Annotated in this window: 21 protein-coding genes; 13 read left to right on the top strand and 8 right to left on the bottom strand. The window is 71.8% G+C overall.

All coding sequences use genetic code 11. The annotated features are described in order from the left end of the window. Positions 1 to 21: 21 nt before the first annotated feature. From M6B22_RS17490 to M6B22_RS17480, 3 genes are read right to left on the bottom strand one after another with little or no spacing between them, the layout of a single operon-like run. Positions 22 to 753 carry a hypothetical protein gene (locus M6B22_RS17490; RefSeq protein ID WP_269442855.1) on the bottom strand — a complete coding sequence of 244 codons (732 nt, stop codon included), beginning with the start codon at positions 751 to 753 and terminating at the stop codon, positions 22 to 24. Next, positions 746 to 1,984: a CaiB/BaiF CoA transferase family protein gene (locus tag M6B22_RS17485; protein ID WP_269442854.1), complete on the bottom strand. Its 1,239-nt coding sequence runs from the start codon at positions 1,982 to 1,984 to the stop codon at positions 746 to 748. The genes M6B22_RS17490 and M6B22_RS17485 overlap by 8 nt, the downstream gene beginning before the upstream one ends. Further along, positions 1,977 to 4,055, bottom strand: coding sequence for an acetate--CoA ligase family protein (locus tag M6B22_RS17480; protein ID WP_269442853.1), 2,079 nt, complete (start codon positions 4,053 to 4,055; stop codon positions 1,977 to 1,979). The genes M6B22_RS17485 and M6B22_RS17480 overlap by 8 nt, the downstream gene beginning before the upstream one ends. A gap of 106 nt (positions 4,056 to 4,161) precedes the next feature. On the opposite strand from M6B22_RS17480, the gene M6B22_RS17475 reads away from it, so the two are divergent. Genes M6B22_RS17475 through M6B22_RS17455 form a run of 5 tightly spaced genes read left to right on the top strand, consistent with a single transcriptional unit; the run spans position 4,162 to position 9,048 of the window. Then, positions 4,162 to 4,992, top strand: a complete 831-nt coding sequence (locus M6B22_RS17475; RefSeq protein WP_269442852.1) for an SDR family NAD(P)-dependent oxidoreductase — start codon at positions 4,162 to 4,164, stop codon at positions 4,990 to 4,992. Continuing rightward, a complete protein-coding gene (locus M6B22_RS17470; protein ID WP_269442851.1) occupies positions 4,989 to 6,164 on the top strand; it encodes a CaiB/BaiF CoA transferase family protein in 1,176 nt (391 codons plus the stop codon). Before M6B22_RS17475 ends, M6B22_RS17470 begins: the two co-directional genes overlap by 4 nt. Positions 6,165 to 6,177: 13 nt before the next feature. Further along, positions 6,178 to 7,422, top strand: a complete 1,245-nt coding sequence (locus tag M6B22_RS17465; RefSeq protein WP_269442850.1) for a CaiB/BaiF CoA transferase family protein — start codon at positions 6,178 to 6,180, stop codon at positions 7,420 to 7,422. Then, complete coding sequence (locus M6B22_RS17460; protein WP_269442849.1) at positions 7,422 to 8,321, top strand: cyclase family protein; 900 nt, start codon at positions 7,422 to 7,424, stop codon at positions 8,319 to 8,321. Before M6B22_RS17465 ends, M6B22_RS17460 begins: the two co-directional genes overlap by 1 nt. A 10-nt stretch (positions 8,322 to 8,331) precedes the next feature. Then, complete coding sequence (locus M6B22_RS17455; RefSeq protein WP_269442848.1) at positions 8,332 to 9,048, top strand: enoyl-CoA hydratase/isomerase family protein; 717 nt, start codon at positions 8,332 to 8,334, stop codon at positions 9,046 to 9,048. Positions 9,049 to 9,056: 8 nt separating this feature from the next. On the opposite strand, the gene M6B22_RS17450 is transcribed toward M6B22_RS17455, so the two are convergent. Then, positions 9,057 to 10,202, bottom strand: a complete 1,146-nt coding sequence (locus M6B22_RS17450; protein ID WP_269442847.1) for a thiolase C-terminal domain-containing protein — start codon at positions 10,200 to 10,202, stop codon at positions 9,057 to 9,059. Positions 10,203 to 10,303: 101 nt separating this feature from the next. On the opposite strand from M6B22_RS17450, the gene M6B22_RS17445 reads away from it, so the two are divergent. From M6B22_RS17445 to M6B22_RS17435, 3 genes are read left to right on the top strand one after another with little or no spacing between them, the layout of a single operon-like run. Next, on the top strand, positions 10,304 to 11,788 hold the full coding sequence (locus M6B22_RS17445) for a class I adenylate-forming enzyme family protein (protein ID WP_269442846.1): 1,485 nt from the start codon (positions 10,304 to 10,306) through the stop codon (positions 11,786 to 11,788). Next, complete coding sequence (locus M6B22_RS17440; protein WP_269442845.1) at positions 11,785 to 12,891, top strand: Rossmann-fold NAD(P)-binding domain-containing protein; 1,107 nt, start codon at positions 11,785 to 11,787, stop codon at positions 12,889 to 12,891. The genes M6B22_RS17445 and M6B22_RS17440 overlap by 4 nt, the downstream gene beginning before the upstream one ends. Continuing rightward, positions 12,888 to 13,862: an LLM class flavin-dependent oxidoreductase gene (locus tag M6B22_RS17435; protein ID WP_269442844.1), complete on the top strand. Its 975-nt coding sequence runs from the start codon at positions 12,888 to 12,890 to the stop codon at positions 13,860 to 13,862. The genes M6B22_RS17440 and M6B22_RS17435 overlap by 4 nt, the downstream gene beginning before the upstream one ends. Before the next feature lie 19 nt (positions 13,863 to 13,881). On the opposite strand, the gene M6B22_RS17430 is transcribed toward M6B22_RS17435, so the two are convergent. Continuing rightward, positions 13,882 to 15,114 (bottom strand): amidohydrolase family protein, encoded by a 1,233-nt coding sequence (locus tag M6B22_RS17430; RefSeq protein WP_269442843.1) that lies wholly within the window; start codon positions 15,112 to 15,114, stop codon positions 13,882 to 13,884. 102 nt (positions 15,115 to 15,216) lie between these two features. Here M6B22_RS17430 and M6B22_RS17425 point away from each other — a divergent pair, with 102 nt between their 5' ends. Together M6B22_RS17425 and M6B22_RS17420 are read left to right on the top strand one after the other, a co-directional pair. Then, a complete protein-coding gene (locus M6B22_RS17425) occupies positions 15,217 to 15,642 on the top strand; it encodes a nuclear transport factor 2 family protein (RefSeq protein WP_269442842.1) in 426 nt (141 codons plus the stop codon). 555 nt (positions 15,643 to 16,197) lie between these two features. Further along, positions 16,198 to 17,637, top strand: a complete 1,440-nt coding sequence (locus M6B22_RS17420; RefSeq protein WP_269442841.1) for an HNH endonuclease signature motif containing protein — start codon at positions 16,198 to 16,200, stop codon at positions 17,635 to 17,637. Between the two features lie 106 nt (positions 17,638 to 17,743). On the opposite strand, the gene M6B22_RS17415 is transcribed toward M6B22_RS17420, so the two are convergent. Genes M6B22_RS17415 through M6B22_RS17405 form a run of 3 tightly spaced genes read right to left on the bottom strand, consistent with a single transcriptional unit; the run spans position 17,744 to position 20,150 of the window. Continuing rightward, entirely contained in the window at positions 17,744 to 18,373 is a 630-nt protein-coding gene (locus M6B22_RS17415; RefSeq protein ID WP_269442840.1) for a hypothetical protein, read from the bottom strand. 11 nt (positions 18,374 to 18,384) lie between these two features. Beyond that, positions 18,385 to 19,266 (bottom strand): SDR family NAD(P)-dependent oxidoreductase, encoded by an 882-nt coding sequence (locus M6B22_RS17410; protein WP_269442839.1) that lies wholly within the window; start codon positions 19,264 to 19,266, stop codon positions 18,385 to 18,387. After that, positions 19,263 to 20,150 (bottom strand): LLM class F420-dependent oxidoreductase, encoded by an 888-nt coding sequence (locus M6B22_RS17405; protein WP_269442838.1) that lies wholly within the window; start codon positions 20,148 to 20,150, stop codon positions 19,263 to 19,265. The genes M6B22_RS17410 and M6B22_RS17405 overlap by 4 nt, the downstream gene beginning before the upstream one ends. Before the next feature lie 97 nt (positions 20,151 to 20,247). Here M6B22_RS17405 and M6B22_RS17400 point away from each other — a divergent pair, with 97 nt between their 5' ends. Genes M6B22_RS17400 through M6B22_RS17390 form a run of 3 tightly spaced genes read left to right on the top strand, consistent with a single transcriptional unit; the run spans position 20,248 to position 22,339 of the window. Continuing rightward, positions 20,248 to 20,781, top strand: coding sequence for a nuclear transport factor 2 family protein (locus M6B22_RS17400; RefSeq protein ID WP_269442837.1), 534 nt, complete (start codon positions 20,248 to 20,250; stop codon positions 20,779 to 20,781). Further along, the gene (locus M6B22_RS17395; RefSeq protein ID WP_269442836.1) at positions 20,778 to 21,329 is read left to right on the top strand and encodes a nuclear transport factor 2 family protein; all 552 of its coding nucleotides are present in this window, start codon (positions 20,778 to 20,780) and stop codon (positions 21,327 to 21,329) included. The genes M6B22_RS17400 and M6B22_RS17395 overlap by 4 nt, the downstream gene beginning before the upstream one ends. Further along, positions 21,326 to 22,339 carry an MBL fold metallo-hydrolase gene (locus M6B22_RS17390; RefSeq protein ID WP_269442835.1) on the top strand — a complete coding sequence of 338 codons (1,014 nt, stop codon included), beginning with the start codon at positions 21,326 to 21,328 and terminating at the stop codon, positions 22,337 to 22,339. Before M6B22_RS17395 ends, M6B22_RS17390 begins: the two co-directional genes overlap by 4 nt. The last annotated feature ends 4 nt before the right edge of the window (positions 22,340 to 22,343 follow it).

Genomic DNA, 22,343 nt, shown 5'->3' with positions numbered 1-22,343 from the left:
GTCGTGTTCAGACGCGTCGGGTCAGGCCTCTTCGTAGGGCTCGAGGCGATCGGCACGGGACGGTTGCCTGCCGGTGCGCATCGGCGACAGCGGTGCTTCGACGAGCAGGATGCGTTGGGCCGAGCGCACCTCGACGCCGGCGGGACGTCCCAGGCCGAGCGTCCGGGTGGCTTCCTGTTCGAACGCAGCCCACTGCGGCCAGCTCGGGATCGCCCACAGGATCAGGCATTCCGAGTCGTCCGACATTGCCGTGCGCCACGCACCGGCCAGCTGCCAGCCGAACGACGCGGTCACTCCCGGAGCCAGGTCGCCGACGCCGTCGAGGTACCGCACAGCCTGTCCGGGCGGGACGACGACCAGCTCGTGCGCGTAGACCACGCCGCGCACTCCGGCGCCGACGAGGGCGTCGATCGGGCGGCTCCACGGTGCCGGGACCAGGATCCGGTCGGTGCCTCCCGAGCGGAACCGTGCCGCCCGCGCCCACCACTGCGCGAGCTTCGGGTCCTGCATGGCGGGGTTGCCGGTCTCGTGTCCGAACGACGCGGCGAGGCCGTCGAAGCCGTTCTCCTCCCACAGGTTCACGACCTGCGGCCACCGGCCGGTACTGCCGATCGTGCCCCACACGCCGAAACACTGCTGGCCGCGTTCGTCCTGCGCGATCGGCGAGTAGTTCGCCAGCATGTGGTAGACGTAGTCGCTGCGGTGCCGGCCGATGATGTCGATGAACTCGTGGATGTAGACCTTGTCATTCACGCGGCTCGGCCCCGAACACGCCGGCCCGGGCCAGTTCGTCGAGCTTGGCCTCGTCCAGTTGCAACACCGAGCGCAGCACCTCGGCGGTGTGCTGGCCGGCGGTCGGCGCGGCGGACGGGCGGGGCAACGACTCGCCGACCAACCGGATCGGGTTCGGCACCATGTCGGTGCCCACGTCGCTCGCCGGCAACCAACCCAGCCGGGCCTGGAACTGTGGGTCGTTGCTGATCGTCGCCGCGCTGTTCACAGCGGCGATCGGGCAGTTGCTGTCGGCACCGAGCTGCACCCAGTCGGCGCTGCTGCGGGTGGCGAAGATGTCCTGTAGCTCGCGTTGCAGTTGCCGGTTGCCGCGGGCGTGGTCGGCGTGATGACTCCCCCGGGTGGCTTCGAACAGGTCCTCGCGGCCCACGGCGGTGCAGAAGTTCTGCCAGAACTCGCGCTCGGAGGCCATCAGCAGCACGTGCCCGTCCAGCGTGCGGTAGTACTGGTAGCGCACCGATCCGGCCATGCCGGCAACGCCGGGCGCGCGCCGCTCGCCGCCGTCGGCGGGGTTGCCGGTCACCTCGTCCTCGGGACGCTCGTACGCGCGCTCGCCCTCGATCCGGAACCAGTTCATCGCCGCGGCGACGTCGCTCTGGGCCAGGTCGATGTGCGCGCCCTCGCCCGTGGAGCGGGCACGGATCAGCGCGGCGCACACGGCGAGCGCGCCGAACACCGGGGTGACCCGGGTGCCGACGGTCGTGTGGTCCGGCATGTAGACGAAGCCCTCGTCGTCGGTGGCCGGCGCGGCAAGGCCGGCCCATACGTCGAACCCGATGCCGTGCGAGGGGATGTCGCGGTACGGCCCGGTCATCCCCCAGCCGGAGACGCTGCAGATGACGAGTGCCGGATTGCGCTCGCGCATCCGCTCGACGGTGATCCCGCGCCGTGCGAGAGCGCCCGGTCGCATCGCCTCGATCACCACGTCGGACTTCTCGACCAGGTCGAGGTACAGCGCGACGCCCTCGTCGGTGCGCAGGTCCAGCTCGACGCTGCGCTTGCCGCGGTTCACGTGCCAGTGCAGCAGCGAGACGCCGTCGATGATCGGCCAGGACATGCTGCGCACGTAGTCGCCGCCGGGCGGCTCCACCTTGATCACGTCGGCACCGAGCTCGGCCAGCGTCATGCCGAGGGCACCGGGTTCGAGCAGCGAACTCTCCAACACCCGGACGCCGGCGAGCAGTTCACGCATCGCGCACTCCCCTGGCCAGCGCGTCCAACGCGACCACGCGATCGGGCAGCGCCACCAGCGGGTTGATGTCCAACTCGGTCACGGCGCCGTCCTGCGCGAGCCGCTGCACGGCCATCACGGCGTCGACCAGCGCCTCCAGGTCTGCCGGCGGGGCACCACGGTGTCCGGTGAGCAACGGGAAGCCGCGCACCTCGGCGATCATGCGGTGCGCCTCGGCGCGGCTGAAGGGCGGAACCCGGAAGGTCGCGTCGCGGTAGACCTCGACAGCGACACCGCCCAGCCCGAACATGACCACCGGTCCGAAGACAGCGTCGGTGGCGATGCCGACTACGGTCTCGACGCCGCCGGAGATCTGCTCGCACACCAGCGTCCCCTCGTAGCCGGCGCCCGGCTGCCCGGCCACGATCCGCTCGAAATCGGCCACCGTCTCGCGCACGGCGGCCTCGCCGGCCACGCCCAGCCGCACCAGCCCCAGGTCGGACTTGTGCGTGATCGCGGCCGACACCGCCTTCAGCACGACCGGCCCGGAAAAGCCAGCGGCGGCCGCGACGGCATCGTCGGCGTCGGCACAGAGCACGTCGCGGGTCAGCGGCACGCCGTACCCGGCGAGCAGTGCCTTGGACGCGACCTCGTTGAGCACCGCACCCGGCGCGGGCATGCGTACCGGCCCGGCTGGCGGGTCGAGCAGGTCGTCGATCCGGTCGGCGAAGGCGTGATAGTCGAGGTAGGCGCGGATGGCCCCGACGCAGTTGCCGAACGTGCGGAACACCGGCAGTTGGGAGCCGAGCAGGGCGACCCGGTAGGCGTCCTCGGTTCCCGACGGCGAACCCCACACGACGCAGATCGGCTTGTCGGTCGTCTCGGACACCGCGACGAGGTCGGCCACGAACTTGTCACTCATCGGCGGGAAGGCACCGGTGATCGGAACGACCAGGATGCCGACGTTGGGATCGGCCAGGATCGTGTCGAGGATCTTGCGGCCGCGCCAGTCGCCCACCGGGTGCCCGCCGCTGTCGACCGGGTTGTTGATGCGCAGGTAGCCGGGGATCCACTCGCGCAGCGCGGTCTGCGTCTCGGCCGCCAACTCCGGCAGTCCGATGCCGGCCGCCGTGAGCAGGTCGGCCAGGTGCGCGCTGGTTCCTCCGGAGATCGAGTAGACGCACACGCCGGGCGCGGACGGCCGGCGGGCGCGCGCGAACAGCGCCGCGGTGTCGAGCAGTTCGTCCAGCCCGTCGACGCGGGCGATCCCGTACTGGCGCAGCACGGCGGATGTCACGTCGTCGGCGCCGGCCAGGTGACCGGTGTGCGACTGCGCCCACGAGCGGCCCACCGCGGTACGCCCGACCTTGACGATCACGATCGGCACGCCTTGGCGCGCCGCGTGCGCGGCCGCGCGACGGAACGCCGCACCGTCGTGCACGCCCTCGAGGTAGGCGGCGATCGCGCCGGTACCGGGCTGGTCGGCGAAGTACCGGATGAAGTCGGCGGCGGCCAGGTCGGCCTCGTTGCCGGTCGGCGCCCAGTGGCTGAACCGGATGCCGAGTTCCTGGCCCTGGAACACCGGGCGGCCCTGGTGGCCGCTCTGCGTGATGAGCGCGATCGCCTTGCCGGGCAGGTCGAGGAACTCCTCGAAGGCGTTCATGTTCGTGTTCGGGCCGAGCATGCGCACGCCGCTGCCGTCGAGCAGTCTCAGCAACTCCCGCTGCCGCTGCGCGCCGTCTTCACCCACTTCGGCAAATCCTGCGGCGAAGACGATGACGAACGCCGGGCCCTTCTTGGCCACCGCGCGCAACGCGTCGTCGACATCGTTGACGAGCAGCACCGCCACGTCGACCTCGTCGGGGACGTCGACGATCGACGCGTAGGTGGTGATGCCGTCGACCGACGCGCGGTTCGGGTTGACCGGGATGGCCTGCCCGCCTGCCCGCGCCGCCCAGTCCCGGACCCGGCGCCAGTTGAGGGTGGCGGGGCGGCCCGGGGTGTCCGAAGCGCCGATGACCGCCACCGTGCGGGGGTGGAACAGCCGGTCCAGATCAGGTGGAGTGGAGGCGGTGTCGTTGTCGGCAGGCACGCGGAACCCTCTCGTTGTAGCAAGCGCTTGCTAGAGCCTATGGTGAACCTGACGGGGCGTCAACTAATCTCGACGCCATCGTTTCGCCCGTTCCCGGAGGTCGCTCGTGCATGCAGCTCACCTTGCCGGCAAGGTCGCCCTGGTGTCCGGCGTGGGCCGTTCGCCCGGCATCGGCAGGGCGACCGCACTGCGTCTTGCCCGAGCCGGGGCACACGTCGCATGCGCCGAACTCGTCGGCGACAGTGGATCGGCGGACACCGGTTCGGCGGACCGCGCGCTGTTCGACCGGATCGTCGCGGAGGTCGAGGACGCCGGGCCGGGCGAGGTGCTGGCCCTGCCGATGAGCGAGTTGGGCGGGTGGGACCGTGTCGTCGATTCGGTGCTCACCCGGTTCGCCCGGCTGGACATCTGCTGCGCGCTCAACGGCGTGACCGGAGCCGAGGCGGGCAACGGCCCGCTCATCGAACTCACCGCGGACTCCTGGCAGCGTTGCCTGGACGGCAACCTGACGGCGTCGTTCGCGCTGATGACGGAGGCGGCGCGCGCGCTGATCGGTCGCGGCAGTCCGGGCGCCATCGTCGCGCTGTCCTCGCACGCCGCGCAGTCCCCGGCCGCGGGCGTCGGTGCGGTGGGAGCGGCGCGGGCGGCGGTGCAGCACCTGGTCGCGGTGCTGGCGCAGGAACTGGCCCCACACGGCATCCGGTGCAACGCGGTCAGCCCGCTCGCCGTGCTGCCCGAGGATCGGTTCGCCAACCCCGGGTTGGTCGCGTTCGCCGAGCGCGCCGCGGGCTCGCTGTCCGCGTGGCTCGCTGAAGGCGTCCCGCTCGGGCGTGGCCAGTCGGCGGACGAGACGGCCGCAGTCGTCGAGTTCCTGTGCTCGGACGACGCGTCCTACGTCACGGGCGTCACCGTCCCGGTCGCCGGCGGAGCGCGATGAACGCCGTGAGCGACTCGGCCGGCCCGCTCACCGGCGTCCGGGTGCTCGACCTCGGCACGGTGGGCCCCGGCGCGCGAGCCTGCCGCATCCTCGGTGATCTGGGGGCGTCGGTCACCCGTGTGGTCGCGCCGGCCGGCATCGGCACGGCGCTGCCGTTCTACGCGTACTCGGCCATGCGCGGTGTGCGCCGCTGCGGCATCGACCTGCGCACGGATCAGGGCAAGGCGGCGACGCTCGACCTCGCCGTAGCCGCCGACGTGGTGGTCGAGGGCTTCCGCCCGGGCGTCGCCGATCGACTCGGTGTCGGCTACCACGCGGTGCACGCGCGCAACGCCCGCGTCGTCTACTGCGCCGCGAGCGGCTACGGCCAGCACGGGCCCCGCGCGACATGGGCCGGGCACGATCTGAACTACCTCGCCGTCACCGGCTTCCTGCATGCCGGCGAGCGGGCCGGCGACCGGCCCACCCTCCCCGGCGCGACCGTGGCCGACGCTGCCGGCGGCGGCATGCATGCGGCGCTTGCCGTGCTCGCGGCGCTGTTCGGGCGGGCGAACGACCCGGAGCAGTCCGGCTGTTATCTCGACGTCGCTGCGACCGACGGCATGCTCGGACTGATGGCGATGCCGATCGAGGAACAGCTGGCAACGGGCAGCGACCCGGGCCCGCTCAGCGGGGTCCTCAGCGGCCGTTACGCCTGCTACGGCCTGTACGAATGCGCCGACGGCGGCTGGCTCTCGGTGGCCGCCGTCGAGGCCAAGTTCTTCGACAACCTGTGCCGCGAGCTGGACTGCCCCGAGCTTGCTGCGCTGCAGTACGACGACGACCGGCAGGACCAGGTGCGCCTCGCACTCACCACGACGTTCGCGACCCGCGACCGGGATGACTGGGTCGCGCGCCTGGCCGACCACGACACCTGCGTCGCGCCAGTGCTGTCCGTCGCGGAGGCCACCCACGACGCGCACCACCGCTCGCGTGGCCTGTTCGCCACGGCGCAGCATCGCGACCGCGGCAGCTTCGGCCAGCTCGGCGCGGTGTGGGCGGGCAGCGTCCCGCCGTCCGAACCGGTCGTGCTGCCCGCCGACGACCAGTTCGATACCGACGCCGTTCTCGGCGAACTCGGTTACACCGCCGACCGGTTGCGCGCGCTGCGCGCCGCCGGGGCCATTCGCTGAGGAAGGAGAGCCCATGCGGCTCGGCGAGATTCGCAACGCGGAGGCGCTCGCCTCCGGCAAGCCGCTGGACGGCGTGCGCGTGCTGGCCCTGGAGCAGCTGCAGGCCCTGCCGTTCGCGACCCAGCTGCTGGCGCGCCTCGGCGCCGACGTGGTCAAGGTGGAAAAGCCCGGCACCGGCGAGTCGGGTCGCGGGTCGCTCCCGGCGATGACCGACCCCGCGGGTCGCCAGGTCGGTGCGACCTTCCTGCGCAACAACCTCGGCAAGCGCAGCGTGGCGATCGACATCACCCGGGACGCCGGCCGTCAGCTGGTGCTCGAGCTGGTCCCGCACTTCGACGTGGTCGCGGAGAACTTCCGTCCCGGCGTTCTGGACCGGCTCGGGCTCGGGTACGACGACGTCCGCAGCATCGACCCGCGCAGCGTCTACCTGTCCGTGTCCGGCTTCGGGAACACGCAGCCGTCCCCGTACAGGGACCGGCCGGCGTACGCGCCGGTGCCGGAGGCGATGTCAGGCATCTACGAGATGAAGCGCCTGCCCGGCGCCGCGCCGATACCGGTGCCGATGGGCGGTGTCGGGGACATCGGCTCGGCGCTGTTCGCGGTGATCGGCGTGCTGGCGGCGCTGCGCCACCGCGAGCACACCGGGCGTGGGCAGCACGTCGACGTCGCGATGTTCGACTGCATGCTGTCGATCACCGACCTGGTCACCAACTTCTGGTCGATGGGGCTGGCCGAGGGTCAGCTCGCGCCGCACATCATGCACGGCTTCCGGGCGTCCGACGGGTGGTTCATCGTGATGGTCATCCGCGAGTACGAGTTCGAACGGCTGGCGCGCCGCATCGGGCAGGACCAGTGGTTGACCGACCCGCGGCTGGCCACTCGAGCAGGTTGGATCGAACACCTCGAGACGGTGGTCCGGCCGGGCATCGAGCAGTGGGCGGCCGGCCGAACGCGCGAGCAGGCCTGCGCCGAGTTGGGCGCGGCCGGTGTCGCGACCGCGCCGTGCCTGCGCGCCGGAGAGGTCGTCACCGACCCGCACGTCGAGGCGCACGACATGCTCGTCGAGGTCGACCGCACCGACGGTGTCGCGCAGCCGATCCTCGTGCCCGGCAACCCGATCAAGATGACCGACGTGGCGATCGGGCCGGAGCGTCGGATGCCGTGGCTCGGCGAGCACACCGACGAGGTGCTGGCCGCCGAGATCGGGCTGAGCGCGGCCGAGCTGGTCCGGTTGCGCGACGCGGGCGTGCTCGGCTGATGGCGTCCGGCACCGCACCGTCGAACTGGAACCGATGGGGACCCGAGGACCAACGCGGCACGCTCAACCTGATCACGCCGGAGCGACGCCGCGCCGCGCTCGGCTCGGTGCGCAGCGGCCGGACGGTGTCCTGCGCCCGCGATCTCGTACCCGGTCTCATGCCGTACGCGCGGGGCGCCACCGCGGTCGAGTTCGACATGGTGCGCTCGGGCGCGGACGCGCCGCCGGACGCGGCCGCCGGGGCCAGCGAACACCTCGGCATGGTCTTTCACGGCCGGTACGTGACGCACCTGGACAGCCTGGCGCACGTGTTCGACCGCGGCCGGCTGTACAACGAGGTGGACGCGCGCGAGGTGAGCCCGGCGGGCACGCGCACCCACGCGGTCACCGTCGCGAGTGAGGGCATCGTGACCCGGGGCGTCCTGCTCGATGCGGCGCGTCACCGCGGTGTCACCGAGCTGGCGGACGGCACGCCCGTCGAGGCGGACGAACTGGATGCCATCGCCCGCGCGCAGGGCGTCACGCCGCGGCCCGGCGACGCGGTGCTGCTGCGCACCGGTCACGGCGCCCGGGTTGCCGCGTGGCGACCGGGCGACGCTCCACTGACCGGGTACGCCGGCTGGGCGCCGTCCTGCCTGCCCTGGCTGCACCGGCACGATGCTGCTGTCGCCGGCGCCGACACCGCGCAGGATCCGCTGCCCGCTCCCGCCGACGTCCGGTACGAACTGCACGTCACCGGCATCGTGCGGCTCGGCCTGTGGTTGCTGGACAACTGCGATCTGGAGGAGCTCGCGGCCGCCTGCGAGAGCGAGCGGCGCTGGGACTTCCTGTTCGTGATCGCCCCGCTGCGTCTGGCCAGCGGGACCGGCAGTCCGGTCAATCCGATCGCCATCTTCTGAAGGGGTACAGATGAACGACGACTTCCGCGCCTGGATGCGCGGCCCGGTGCGCTGGATGGCGCCGAACCGGCCCGCGAAGCTGAACGCCTGGACCTACGAGATGGCCGCGCAGTTGACGGAGCAGTTCGCCGCCGCCGACGCCGACCCGGCGGTGAAGGTGATCGTCCTGGCCGGCGTCGGCGGCGTGTACAGCGCCGGAATCGACCGCAGCGTGCTCAGCGGCGACATCCCGGTCGCCACCCCGTTCGACGTCGAGGCGTTCGTGAAGTCGCGCACGCCGACCATCGCCTGCGTCGACGGCCTGGCCTTCGGCATGGGGGCGACCACCGCCACCGCGTGCGACCTGCGGGTCGCGTCCACCCGCGCCAGCTTCACGTTCGGCTTCGTCAACGTCGGCATCACCCCCGAGTGGGGCTCGTCGTACCTGCTCAGCAGGCAGCTCGGGCTCGGCCGGGCGATGGACCTGTGCCTGACCGGTCGCACCGTGGACGCACAGGAGGCCTACCGCCTCGGGCTGGTCGACCGGCTCGTGGCGCCGGACGACGTCGAGGACGTCACCCAGGCGCTCGCCGAGCAGATCGCCGAGCGCGACACCGGCGCAGTACAGCAGACCAAGGCATTGCTCTGGGCCGGGCTCGAGGCCGCCGACTTCGCCGCGTCCCGGCAGGTCGAACTGGAGGCCGCGTTCGAGCGACGGCACGCGCTCAAAGCGGCCGACGACAGCTGACCGCTGGGTCAGACGCCGAGCAGGACGGTCGACGTGGAGGAGAACCAGCCGCCGGTGCCGTTGACGCAGCAGACCTTCGCGTCCGGCACCTGCCGCCCGACCGCGTCGCCGCGCAGTTGGCGCACCGCCTCGACCAGCAGGAACACCCCGCGCATTCCGGGGTGACAGGCCGACAGCCCGCCGCCGTCGGTGTTCGTGGGCATCGCGCCGCCGAGCCGCATCGTGCCGCCCTCGAGGTACGCGCCGCCCTCGCCGCGGCCGCAGAAGCCCAGCGCTTCGAACGTGAGCAGCACGGTGGGCGTGAACGAGTCGTAGAACTGGCAGCAGTCGACGTCGGCCGGGGTGAGCCCGGCGCGCTGGAACGCCAGCCGCCCCGAGTCGGCCGCGGGCGAGCGGGTGAAGTCGGCCCACTCGCTCATCGTCGTCACGTTGCTCGCGCTGGCCGCGCCGAGCACGTGCACCGGCAGTGCACGCAGGTCGGCAGCGCGCTCGGCCGAGGTGAGCACCACCGCGCCGCCGCCGTCGCTGCGGATGCAGCAGTGCAGTTTGGTCAGCGGGTCCGCGACCATCGTCGACGCGGCGACGTCGTCGACCGTTATCGGCTCCCGGTAGAACGCGTCGGGGTTGAATCCCGCGTTGTAGCGGGTGTCGACGGCAATGTTCGCGAGCTGCTCGATAGTGGTGCCGAACTCGTGCATGTGCCGCCGCGCCGACATTGCGTACTTCGCGATCAGCGTGTGACCGTACGGCGCGTCGAACTGGCTCGGGCCGCGTGAGGAGATCGCCACATTCGCGGTGCGCAGGCCCTTCTTCAGGTCGGCGCGGGTCGTCGACCCGTACACGAGCAGCACCGTGTTCGCGTGGCCCGCGGCAATCGCGGCCACCGCGTGCTCGAGCATGACCTCCCAGGTGCTGCCGCCGACCGAGGTCGAGTCGACCCAGGTCGGCCGCAGGCCCAGGTACTCGGCCACTTCGATGGGCGGCAGTACGCCGGTTCCGGTCGAGCCGAAGCCGTCGACGTCGTGGTGGGTGAGCCCGGCGTCGGCGAGGGCACGCGCCGCCGCCTGGAAGTGCAGCTGGAACGGCGTCGCGGTGTCGACCCGGCCGCAGTCCGACAGTGCCGCGCCGACGATCGCTACCTCACTGCGCGCCATCGACACGTCCCTTCGCCGGTTGCTGATTCGCTCTAGGCTACCCAAGCAAGCGATTGCTAGGCTAGCGCGGGACGTCCACCTGTAGGGAGCGAAACGAGCCGATGGCAGACCAACCGGCGCAGCACACCGTGGACCTGCTCCGCCGGACCGCTGCCGCGCACCCCGATGTCGACGCCTTCGTCGAGGCCGGAGGCGCCCGGATCAGCTTCGCCGCCTGGGACCGGGCCGCGGACGGCATCGCCGCCGGGCTGGCCCGGCACGGCGTGCGAGGCGGCGACGTGGTGTGCCTGATGCTGCCGTCGTCGATCCGCTACATGCTGTGCTTCCAGGCGGCGATGCGGCTGGGCGCGATCACGAGCGGCCTGAACCAGCGGCTGGGGCGCGCCGAGATCGAGCACATCGTGGGCAGCGCGCGGCCCGCCGTGGTCGTCGTGGATCCGGACGGTCCCCAACCGCCGCCGGGCACCCGGGTACTGGCGTGGCCCGAACTGCGCGGGTTCTGCACCGAGCCCGCGCCCGACCTGCCCGCCCTGCATCGCGACGACGTCGTCGTCCTGTGCTGGACGGGCGGCACCACCGGCCGTCCCAAGGGCGTCGAGTTCGACCACGACAACCTGGCCGCCGTCGCCGCCGCCGCCGGGCCGCTGTCGGCACCGCTCGACCGGCGGCTGTCGCCACTGTCGTTCGCGCACGTCGGCACGATGACCCGGGCGTGGGACGAGATCGGGAGGGCGATCACGACGGTGATCACGCCCGCGCGCTGGACCGCTGCCGACGCGCTGCGCGTCATCGCCGCGGAGCGGGTCACCGTCGCTCAGGGGGTGCCCACGCAGTGGGAACTGATGCTGCGTCACCCCGACCTGGCGACGACCGACACCAGCAGCCTGCGCCTCGCCGCGACGGGCGGCAGCCGGGTGCCGGTCGACCTGGTCTATCGCATCCGCAAGGAACTCGGCATCCCGGTGATCAACCGGTACGCCTCGACGGAGGCGGCCGTGATCAGCGGCACCCGTCCCGACGATCCGGACGAGGTGATCATCGGCACCGTCGGCCGGCCCGGGGCGGGGATCGAGATCCGGCTCCGCGACGACGCGGGTGCCGAGGTGCCCACCGGCGCGGTCGGCCGGATCCAGGTGCGCTCGGCCGCAGTGATGCGCGGCTACTGGCGCGACCCGGAGGCGACGGCGGCCGCGATCGACGCCGAGGGCTGGCTCACCGTCGGCGACCTCGGCACGTTCGACGAGGCCGGCAACCTGCGTGTCGTCGGCCGGCTGGGCGAGATGTTCGTGCGCGGCGGCTACAACATCTACCCGATCGAGGTGGAGCAGGTGCTCGCCGAGCACGCAGCGGTCGTGCAGGCCACGGTCGTCGCGCGGACGGACACCGTGCTCGGCGAGGCGGGCGTCGCGTTCGTGGTCGCAAACGGTCCGGTCGGCGGCGACGAGCTCAAGGCCTGGGTGCGCGAACGGCTGGCCGACTACAAGACGCCCGACGACGTGGTGCTGGTGGACGAATTGCCGGTGACCCCGCTGGGCAAGATCGATCGTCGCGCGCTGATCGCCCGCACCACCGGGCTGGCCCGATGAGAACGCTCGTGATCGGCGGCACCGGGCCGACCGGCCCGGACGTCGTCCGCGAACTGCTGGCGCGCGATCACGAGGTGGTGGTGCTGCACCGCGGTGCACACGAGCCGGACGACCCGGTTCTCTCGCAGGTCGAGCACATCCACACCGACCCGCACTTCGCCGACACACTGGGCGCCGCGCTCGGCACGCGCCAGTTCGACCTGATGCTTGCCACCTACGGCCGCATGACGCTCAACGCGCAGGCATGCCGCAACCGCTGCCCGCGCTTCATCGGTGTGGGCGGCAACCCGGTGCACGCCGGCCACCTGGACCGGCGGGGAACCTGGCCCACCGGGATGCGGATCCTCGCTGCGGAGGACGGGCCGAAGACGACCGCGAACCGCAGCGACCGCGACCGCTTCGCCGCGCGGGTCCGCGCCGCGGAGGAGGCCGTGTTCAGCACGGCTGCCGACGCGGGGTTCGTCGCCACCCACCTGCGCTACCCGATGGTGTACGGACGCCGGTCGATGCTCGGGTTCGAGCGCGGCCTCGTCGCCAGGCTCCGGGCCGGGCGGCGCCGGATCGTGCTGCCGGACGGCGGGCTGAGCATCTACTCGCGGATGGCCGACCGCAACGCCGCGCACCTCGTCGGCCTCGTGGTCGACCACCCCGAGGTCAGCGCCGGCCAGGTGTACCAGTGCGCGGACGACCAGGCGTACTCGGTGCTGCAGTGGGCCGAGCTGGCGTGCGCGGCGCTGTCGGTCGAGGTCGAGTTCGTGCCCGTCCCGCTGGAGCTGGCGCGGCCGTGGTGGGACCTGCTGCCGACCGGCCCCGTCGCGAGCCGGCACACCCTCGTGGACACGGGCAAGGCGCGGCGCGAGCTCGGCTATCGCGACGTGGTGCGGCCGGCCGACGTGCTCGCCGACGTGATGCGCGAGCTGTGGGAACGCGCGCCGTCCGTCGAGCTGGACCTGCCCGCCGAGGACGCCGTGCTCGCCGCGCACGACCGGATGGCCGCCGAGCTCACCGCGCAGCTGGGCTGGCAGGACGTCGACGGCGGGCCGGCCGGCTGGCACCCGTACGCGCACCCGCGCCGCACGCCGGCCGGCGAGGTGACCGGGTGAAGGTCGGCCTGTTCCTCGACCTGCGCAACCCGCCCGGTTGGGGGCGACCGTGGGCACAGCTGTACCGCGACACGCTCGCAACGGTGGAGGCGGCCGAGCGCGCCGGCATCGACTCGGTGTGGCTGTCCGAGCACCACCTGTTCGGCGACGGCTACCTGCCCCAGCCGCTGACGATGGCCGCCGCGATCGCCGCCCGGACCTCGCGGGTGCGGATCGGCACCGCGATCGTGCTTGCCGCGCTGCGCCACCCGCTGCACCTGGCCGAGCAGGCCGCGGTCGTCGACGTCCTCAGCGGCGGACGCCTCGAACTCGGTCTCGGCGCAGGCTTCTCCCCCGCCGAGTACGCGGCGTTCGGCGTGGACCTGACGCGACGGTTCCGCCTTACCGACGAGGCGTTCGTCGCTGTCCGGGAGGCGCTGGCGAACCGGGTGACGCCGCCGCCGGTGCAGCAGCCGCTGCCGATGTGGCTCGGCTACCAGGGGCCGCGTGGCGCACGGCGGGCCGGGCGCCTGGGTGCCGGCTTGCTGAGCCTGGCGCCCGAACTGCTCGAGCCGTACCGGGCCGGCCTGGCCGAGGGCGGCCATGACCCGGGCACCGCGCGCATGGGCGGCATGCTCGACATCATCGTCGCCGACGATCCGCCCGCCTGCCTGGCGGCGCTGCTTCCGTACTACGCGCACCAGCTCAACAGCTATCGCGCCGCCGCGACGCCCGTCGGCGGTACGCCGCCGGCGCCCGTCACGGTCGCGCAACTCGCCTCCGGCCGCCGGGGCGAGGGGCGCATCCCGGGGCTCAGCGTGCTCACGCCGGCCGCTGCTGTTGCCGCGATCGGTGAGCGCACCGCGGGGCTGCCGGTGGAACACGTGTACCTCTGGGCGAGCGTCGCCGGCATGCCGGACGAGCTCGCCGGCCGTCACGTCGAACTGCTGTGCACGCAGGTGCTTCCCGCGCTGCGCGCGCAGCCCGGCTGACGGCCGGCGAGCGCCGGGATCAGGTGCGGTCCAGGCCCAGCATGGTGATCGCGTTGCCGCGCGTGATCTTGTACACCTGCTCGGCGGTCAGCCCGGCGAACATCTCCTCGGCCAGCTTCTTGGTGTGCGGCCAGGTCGAGTCGGTGTGGGGATAGTCGGTCTCGAAGGTGATGTTGTCGATGCCGATGTCGGCCAGCGAGTTCACGCCGTGCTGGTCGCGGAAGAAGCAGCCGTACACCTGGCGCCTGAAGTAGCTCGACGGCGGTTCCGGGACGAGGTCCTTGACGCCACCCCAGGCCCGGTGCTCCGACCATACGTCGTCGGCCCGCTCCAGCGCATACGGCAACCAGCCGATCTGCCCCTCCGAGTAGGCGATCTTGAGCTGCGGGTACTGCACCAGCTTGCCGGAGAACAGCCAGTCGGCGAGTGAAGCCATCGCGTTGTTGAAGCTCAGCGTGGCGGCCACCGCAACCGGCGCGTCGCCGGAGGTCGCCGGCATCCGCGACGACGAGCCGATGTGCATGCACACCACCGTCCCGGTCTGCTCGCACGCCGCGAAGAACGGATCCCAGTAGCCGCTGTGGATGCTCGGCAGGCCCAGGTGCGGCGGGATCTCGCTGAAGCAGACGGCACGGACGCCACGAGCGGCATTGCGGCGCACCTCGGCGGCGGCCAGTTCGGCGTCCCACAGCGGGACGATGCACAGCGGGATCAGCACGCCGCCGGAGTCACCACACCACTCCTCGACCATGAAGTCGTTGTAGGCGTACACGCAGGCCTCGGCCAGTTCCTTGTCCTTCGCCTCCGCGAAGGTCTGGCCGCAGAACCGCGGGAACGTCGGGAACGAGAGCGAGCCGTCGACCCAGTTCGCGACGAGATCCTCGACGCGGGCCTTCGGGTCGTAGCAGCCCGGGCGCATCTCGTCGTAGGTGATCGGCGACATCGTCATCTCGTCGCGGCTGAACCCGACAGCCGCGACGTGCCGCTTGTGGATGTAAACCAGGTCTTCGTAGATCCAGCAGTCCGCCTCCGGCCCCTCGTCCGCGAAGGTCTGCTCGTACGCGCCGCCGCCGATGTGCCGCATCGCGCCGATGTGCCGGCGCTCGATGCGCGGCCCGCGCTCACGGAACCTGGCCGGCAGCCACCGCTCCCATGTATGCGCCGGCTCGACCACGTGATCGTCGACACTGATGATCTTCGGCAGGGTGCCGAAGCTGAACTCGGTTGCGGGCTGGTCCTGAACTGCGGTCACGGTGTGCGCCTCCTCGACGGATTACGGGGCTCCGCAGCCAGTCTGACGCCCCGTCAGGTTACCGGTCAAGTGCTTGCTTGATTCATGTGGCAGCATGGCCGGATGAACATCGAGGCCGCCGACGGGCAGATCCGCAGCCTGCTCGCGCGCATCGCCCACCTGGCCGACGACGGATCGATCGAGGAGTACCTCGAACTGTTCACGGCGGACGCCGTATGGCAGATGCCGGCGAACGAGGCGGTCGGGGCGCCGGCCGATCGCCGGGAAGGGCGCGAGGACATCGCGGCCGGGGTCCGCGCCCGTCGGGAGAGCGGACTACAGGGGCCGGGCACCGCGACCAGGCACGCGATCATCAGCATCGACGTGCAGGTCCGCTCGGCCGAACTGGCCGAGGCCGTCTCCTATTGGCTGTTCTTCTCCGACACCAGCACCGCCCCGCGAGTGGTCAGCGTCGGCCGCTACGACGATGTGCTGCGCGGTAGCGACGGCCGCTGGCAACTGGCCGAACGCACCATCACAGTCGGCTGAGCTCTTCATCCCTCTACAGCGCTTGAGCTGACGGCTCGGCTCTCGCTCGGGCCGCCGCGGTCGAAGGGCGCGGCGACGAGGAGCTGGGCGCTCGGCCGGTTGCCACTGCCGGGTCGCCTTCCGCTCGGGTTGCTCCGCGTCGAAGTGCGCACCGACGAGGAGCTGGGCGCTCGGCCGGTTGCCGCTGCCGGGTCGCTGCTGGTCCTGGTTGCTGTCCGTCGAAGAGCGCGCTGACGAGCCAGAATGGCTCTCGGTCGGTTGCCGAGTCCGGGCCGGCTCTCGCTCACGCTGCTCTGGTTCCAAGAGCGCGGCGACGAGAGCTGAGTGCTCGGTCGGTTGCCGCTGTCGGGTCGCCTCTCGCTCGCGCTGCTCTGGTTCCAAGAGCGCGGCGACGAGGAGTTGGCTGCATGGTCGGTTCGCGCTGCTGGGTCGCCGTCCGTTGGTGGTTTGCATCCGCTCCGGACGTTCTCCTTCTGTCGGGATCAGTCGATAAAATAAGGCGAAAGTCTGTCCCAAAGGATTGACATGTCGGATCCATGCCGTAGAATCAGACGCATGGGCGAATCCGATCAGATCATCGTCGACGGGATCACCGTCGACCTGGTCGACCCCGCCCAGTGCACCCCACTACCGACCGCGTCGGACGTGCTGCACCGACCCGACCAGGTCGCCTGCGCGGCGACCGTGCTGACACCCTCGGGTGCGGTGTTGACCGCGGTCGAGTCGCTGCTGCCGGGCCGGCTGTCGGACACCGGCCTGATCGACGCCCTGCAGGCCTGTGACCGGCTGCGGGCCCTGGTGGATGCCAAACAGAGCGAACTGCTGGCCGAGCTCGCCCGCCGTGACCCGGACGGCGAGCAGTTCCTGCGCGACGAAGCGGCGCTCGCGCTGCACCTGGCCCCGGCCACCAGCCAGGACCGCCTCGACTGCGCGGCCGAGTTGACGTCGCGCCTGTGGGACACGTTCGACCTGCTGCGTGCCGGGCACCTGTCCGCGGTGCACGCCCGCATCCTGGCCACCGCCACCATCGACCTGCCCGATCCGGTGGTCGCGAAAGTCCAGGCACAGGTCCTGAAGCGGGCGCCCGGTCAGACACCCGGTGAGTTCCGCGCCTCCGTGCGCCGCGCCATCGCCAGGCACGACGCGAAGACCCAGAACGAGAAACACCGCCAGGCGGCCGCGCAACGCCACGTGCGCAAACAGCAGGTGGAGGACGGGATGGGGTGGCTGACCCTGTTCGCCCCGGCCGACGGCATCGAAACCGTCTGGACCGCCGTCACCACCTGGGGCACGCGAACCAGCCGGGAAGACCAGCGCACCGCCGACCAACGCCGCGCCGACGCACTCGTGGAGATCTGCACGGCAGCCCTGGCCATGCCCGGACTACCCGCCCAGCACGGACTCAGGCCGACGGTGAACATCACCCTCGCCGCCAGCACCCTCACCGGTGCCGACAACCAACCCGGCCACCTGAACGGCGAACCCATCCCCGCCGACATCGCCCGACGCGTCGCCACCCAACCCGGCGCCAAGCGGTTCTACTGGCCCGTCGACAGCACCGGCCGACTCCTCGACACCACCTGCCCGCACGCACCCGCAGCATCCACAGTGCCCACCGGGCCGGTGATCGACAACAGCCTCACCACCGCCACCTACCAACCCACCGTGACGATCGCCCGACACGTCATCACCCGCGACCAACACTGCATCATGCCCGGCTGCCGACGCCGCGCCCACACCTGCGAACTCGATCACCGGCTCCCATGGCCGGACGGCGCGACCAGCGCAGTCAACCTCGAACCGCTCTGCAAACGGCACCACGACCTGAAGCATCACGCCGGCTGGACCCTCACCCGAACCCCCGACGGCACCTACCACTGGACCACCGCCACCAGACACCACTACCGCTACCGGCCACCCGAACTCCCCGTCCCCGAACCACCACCACCGGTGGCAACGGAACCGGACCCCAACGACGAACCGCCACCCTTCTGATCTTGACGCATCTGTTCCTGCATGCCCGAGAAAGTCGCGCGGCAGTGCGCGGTCGGTCGCGCTGCGTGTCGTGAATGTTCGCCACCAGCCACCGGAATTCTGGCGATCAGTGGCGCTCGCGCGTCGCGGCGGCGCGAAACTCCGACAATGGGCGGGCTCGCTCGGCGCCGACGGCGAGCGCCGGTCGCCCGACCGGCGGCTCCGGCAGCGGGTCGACACGCTGCATCGTCGCGAGCGAGCGGACCGCGAGTTCCTGGTACACCGCGGTGCCGTTCGCCTTCCACCGCTTCTCCTCGTCGGTGAGCACGCGCTGCACCGTCGCCGGGCTTCCCGCGGCCAGCCAGCCGGCGGGGACCTCGAACCCGGACTTGACGAAGCTGTGCGCACCGACGAACGCGGTCGCGCCCACCACCACACCGTCGAGCAGCACGGCGTTGATCCCGATCAACGCCCCGCGGCCCACCCGACAGCCGTGCAGCACCGCGCCATGGCCGATATGCCCGTCTGGCTCGACCACCGTCTCGCGCCCGGGGAAGCAGTGCAGCACGCAACCGTCCTGCACGTTGCTGCCGTCCTGCAGTTCGATCTGCCCCATGTCCCCGCGCAGCGACGCGAGCGGGCCTACGTAGCAGCGCGGACCGACCCGCACAGCGCCGATCAGCACCGCGTCCGGGTGCACGAAGGCGCTCGGGTGTACGACCGGCAGCACCCCGTCGATGCTGTAGCAACCACCCATCAGCTCCTCCTTCAGCCCAGCGGACGCGGCAGGTTGGTGAACCTCTTCGCGTCGCGGCGGAACCAGCCCGGCGCGGCGAGCGTGCCACCGTCGACCCGCAGCGTGCTGCCCGTGACGAACGCCGACTGGTCGGACACCAGGAACACCGCGGCGTCGCCGTGATCACGTGGATGACCGAACCGGCCGGCGGGCACCCACTTGCCCACGTGGTCGGAATACCGCTCGTCGGTGCTGGCCCACATCGGCGTCTGCGGCGTGTCGGTGAAGTCCGGCGCCAGCGCGTTCACCCGTACCCCGTGCTGGCCGACCTCGGCGGCCAGGCTCGCGGTGAAGCTGATGACCGCGGCCTTCATCGCGCCGTAGACGGCATTGCCGGGGATCCCACGCAGACCTTCGACCGAGGACACGTTCAGGACGTTGCCCCCACCGCGCTCGACCATGCCCGGCAGCAGCGCGTGCGTCATCGCCAGCACGTGCCCGAGGTTGAGGGCGAACATCCGGCCCCAGCCGTCCGGCGTGCTGTCCAGGAAGGGCCCGTCCGGACGGAAGTCACCGACGTTGTTCACCAGGATGTCCGCGCCGCCGAGGTCGTCGGCGGCCGTGCACACGAGCCCCGGCGTACCCGAAGCCGTCACGTCCGCGACGATGGCGGCCGGCGACACCCCGAACGCGGCGATGCCGGCAGCGGTCGCGGCGAGCGCCGCTTCGTCGGTGTCGACCAGGACGAGCGTGGCGCCGTGATAGCCGAGTGCGCGCGCGATGCCGGCGCCGATGCCTCGCGCGGCACCGCTGACGACCGCGACGCGACCGCCGAGCAGCGGGGCGTCGGCGCTGCGGGGCAGGCTGCTCGGCAGTTCGGGCTCGGGCGGCGGCTGCAGGTAGCGGCGGCTCATGCCGACAGGCCCAGTCGCGCCGCGCACCCGGTCAGTTGCTCGATCAGGTCCTCCAGCGAGTTCGCGCCACGTGACGGCGAAAGCAGCACAGTGGTGGCGCCCAGCGCGCGCGCCCACTCGACGTGCGCGGCGTCGGCCCGGCCCAGCGTCCCGCCGAGCACGAGGCCCAGCTCGGCCGGATCGCGCCCGGCCTCGCGCGCGGCCGAGCGCATCGTCTCGATCGCGGCGCTCAGTTCGTCGCCGGCCAGTCCGAGCGGCTGGAAGCCGTCGCCGAGCCGCCCGGCACGGCGCGCGGCCGCCTTGCTGTGCCCGCCGATGTACAGCGGCACGCCCTCGGGCCGGACCGGTTTCGGCCAACTGTGCGCGCCGTCGATCGCGTATGTCGCGCCGTGAAACGACGTCCCGTTCGGTTCGGTGCCACGCCACAACGTGCGCATCAGCTCGATAGCCTCGTCCGCAATCGCGCCGCGCCGGTCGAAATCACCGCCGCACGCCTCGATCTCCTCGCGCATCCAGCCCAGCCCGAGGCAGATCCGGGTGCGTCCGCCGGAGAGCCGGTCCAGTGTCGCCAGCCGCTTGGCGAGCACGACAGGGTGGTGGTTGGGCAGCACCAACACGCCGGTCGCCAGGCCCAGCCGGGTGGTGCGCCCGGCGAGGAAGGCCAGCAGCTCCAGCGGATCGGGCAGCGGGCAGTCGTCGGGCAACGGCGAACGGCCGGTCGGCGAGTACGGGTAGCGACTCGTCGTGCTGTCGATGACCACGGAGTGCTCGACGACCGAGATCTCGTCGAAGCCCAACCTCTCTGCCTGAATCGCGAACTCGCCGGCCCACTCCGGCTCGGCAGTGTGGCCCAGCTCCGGCGGCAACAACACGGCGAACTCCATCAACGATCCGATCCCGTCGAGTAGTCTCTAGCAAGCGCTTGTTTGACAGCGATGGCAAGCGTACCGCCGCGTCGATCACTACAGGAAGGCCGACACCGTGAGCGACATCGAGTCCCGCCTCGCCGCCCTCGAAGCGAAGGAGGCGATCCGGCAACTGGTGGCCCGCTACGCGCTGGCGCTCGACAGCCGCAACGTGCGCGACCTGGTCGAACTGTTCGTCCCCGACGTGCGGACCGGCGACGGTGGCGTGGGTCGCGACGCGCTGGCGACCTGGTTCGACGCGGTGCTGCGCCCGTACACCACCACGTTCCACCTGATCGGTGGCCACGTGATCGACCTGGTCGACGACGAGCACGCGACCGGGGTGCTCTACTGCCGGCCCGAGCATGAGGTGGGCGATCTGTGGGTGGTGATGCCGCTGCAGTACTGGGACCGCTATGAGCGGCGTGCCGGGCAGTGGCTGTTCAAGAGCCGCAGCGTGCACGCCTTCTACGCAGCGGACGTCCTGGCGAACCCGACCACGGTGCCTGGTCGCTTCCAGTTCCCCGGCAACCCGCTGATCACCAAGGCGGACCTGCCCGAGCGATGGGAGAGCTGGCAGCGGTTCTGGCAGGCGAGTCCGACGGCATGAACAGCAGGCTGGCGACCCTCGAGGCGCGCGAGGCGATCCGGGCACTGCCGCCGCGCTACGCCGACGCCTACGCGCGGCTGGACCTGGACGCGCTCGCCGCTCTGTACCTGCCCGACGTGCCGCTGCGCCCCGCAGCCGACGGGACGGCGGAAACCGGCCGCGCGGCGCTGCGGGACCACTTCGAGCGGGCCACTCGCGGCGCCACCCCTGGCCGCGGCCTGGCGACCGTGATCCTGCACACCGACAACCACGTCATCGACGTGACCGGGCCGGACGCCGCCACCGGCAGCGTCTACTGCCACGTCGAGGTGCACCGCCGTGACGGCAGCGGGTACCAGCAGGCCGTCGTCTACACCGACCGTTACGCGCGACACGAGGGCGCCTGGTACTTCGCCACGCAACGCAAGCACGACCTGCTGTACGGGGCAGCGCCGCTCACCAGGCCGAACGCGCTTCCGCCGGCGAACTGGCCGGCGAGCCAGACCGGGCGCGGGACGCTGCCCGACGCGTGGCCGAGCTGGCGCGAGTTCTGGGCCGAGGCGCGATGAGTTCACCGGCCTGGACCGAGCCCGCGGCCGACGAGGTCGCTCCCGGCATCTGGCGCATCCCGCTGCCGCTGCCGGACGACGGACTGCGCGCGGTCAATGTCTACGCGATCGCCGATGCCGAGCGACTGGTGCTCGTCGACTCGGGATGGGCCCTGGCCGAGAGCGAGGACGCCCTCGTGCGGGCGCTCGATTCGATCGGCTACTCGTTGCCGCAGGTGTCCCGGTTCCTGATCACGCACGCGCACCGCGACCACTACACGCAGGCCGTCGCGATCCGCCGCAGCCTGGGCACCTCGATCAGCCTCGGCGACGGCGAGCGCGAAGCGATGGAGTGGCTGGCCACCGACCGGGTCGCCCGCCCGGTCCGGCAGCAGGATCAACTGCTCGTCTGTGGCGCCGCGGACATCGCTGCCGAGCTGCGTGCGCTGCCGGACGACCCGACGGTCACCGCGACCACGTGGGCGCTGCCGGACGAGTGGCTGCACGGCGGTACCGAGATCCCGCTGGCCACCCGCACGCTGCGCGCGCTCGCCACGCCCGGCCACACCCAGGGCCACACGGTCTTCTACGACGCCGACGCCGGGGTGCTGTTCGCCGGCGATCACGTGCTGCCGCACATCACCCCGTCGATCGGTTTCGAGCCGTTCCCCGGCGAGTCACCGCTCGGGGCCTACCTCGCCTCGCTGCTACTGGTGCGGACGATGCCGGACGCGCGGCTGCTGCCGGCCCACGGCCCGGCCGGCGGCAGCGTGCACGCCCGTGTCGACCAGCTGCTCGATCATCACGGCGCCCGGCTCGAGCACACGCTCGCCGCGGTCGCTGCTGGCGCGCACACGGCACGCGAGGTCGCCGGCCGGCTGACCTGGACCCGCCGCAATCACAAGCTCGACGACCTCGACGTGTTCAACCGGATGCTCGCCGTGATCGAGACCTGGGCGCACCTGCAGGTGCTGGCGGCGCGCGGGCTGGTGACGGCCACCGATCTCGACGGCGTCACGCACTACGCCTGACGTC

Origin of the sequence: Jatrophihabitans cynanchi (assembly GCF_027247405.1) — a bacterium.
Taxonomy (GTDB): domain Bacteria; phylum Actinomycetota; class Actinomycetes; order Mycobacteriales; family Jatrophihabitantaceae; genus Jatrophihabitans_B; species Jatrophihabitans_B cynanchi.
Note: the sequence above shows the minus strand (reverse complement) of the source record. Positions and strands in the feature narration are given on the sequence as shown.

Coding starts and splice junctions, on each gene's coding strand:
- M6B22_RS17485 (WP_269442854.1), bottom strand. CDS start 1,984: ATGCGTGAACTGCTCGCCGGCGTCCGGGTGTTGGAGAGTTCGCTGCTC.
- M6B22_RS17470 (WP_269442851.1), top strand. CDS start 4,989: ATGAACGCCGTGAGCGACTCGGCCGGCCCGCTCACCGGCGTCCGGGTG.
- M6B22_RS17465 (WP_269442850.1), top strand. CDS start 6,178: ATGCGGCTCGGCGAGATTCGCAACGCGGAGGCGCTCGCCTCCGGCAAG.
- M6B22_RS17460 (WP_269442849.1), top strand. CDS start 7,422: ATGGCGTCCGGCACCGCACCGTCGAACTGGAACCGATGGGGACCCGAG.
- M6B22_RS17455 (WP_269442848.1), top strand. CDS start 8,332: ATGAACGACGACTTCCGCGCCTGGATGCGCGGCCCGGTGCGCTGGATG.
- M6B22_RS17450 (WP_269442847.1), bottom strand. CDS start 10,202: ATGGCGCGCAGTGAGGTAGCGATCGTCGGCGCGGCACTGTCGGACTGC.
- M6B22_RS17445 (WP_269442846.1), top strand. CDS start 10,304: ATGGCAGACCAACCGGCGCAGCACACCGTGGACCTGCTCCGCCGGACC.
- M6B22_RS17440 (WP_269442845.1), top strand. CDS start 11,785: ATGAGAACGCTCGTGATCGGCGGCACCGGGCCGACCGGCCCGGACGTC.
- M6B22_RS17425 (WP_269442842.1), top strand. CDS start 15,217: ATGAACATCGAGGCCGCCGACGGGCAGATCCGCAGCCTGCTCGCGCGC.
- M6B22_RS17420 (WP_269442841.1), top strand. CDS start 16,198: ATGGGCGAATCCGATCAGATCATCGTCGACGGGATCACCGTCGACCTG.
- M6B22_RS17415 (WP_269442840.1), bottom strand. CDS start 18,373: ATGGGTGGTTGCTACAGCATCGACGGGGTGCTGCCGGTCGTACACCCG.
- M6B22_RS17410 (WP_269442839.1), bottom strand. CDS start 19,266: ATGAGCCGCCGCTACCTGCAGCCGCCGCCCGAGCCCGAACTGCCGAGC.
- M6B22_RS17405 (WP_269442838.1), bottom strand. CDS start 20,150: ATGGAGTTCGCCGTGTTGTTGCCGCCGGAGCTGGGCCACACTGCCGAG.
- M6B22_RS17395 (WP_269442836.1), top strand. CDS start 20,778: ATGAACAGCAGGCTGGCGACCCTCGAGGCGCGCGAGGCGATCCGGGCA.
- M6B22_RS17390 (WP_269442835.1), top strand. CDS start 21,326: ATGAGTTCACCGGCCTGGACCGAGCCCGCGGCCGACGAGGTCGCTCCC.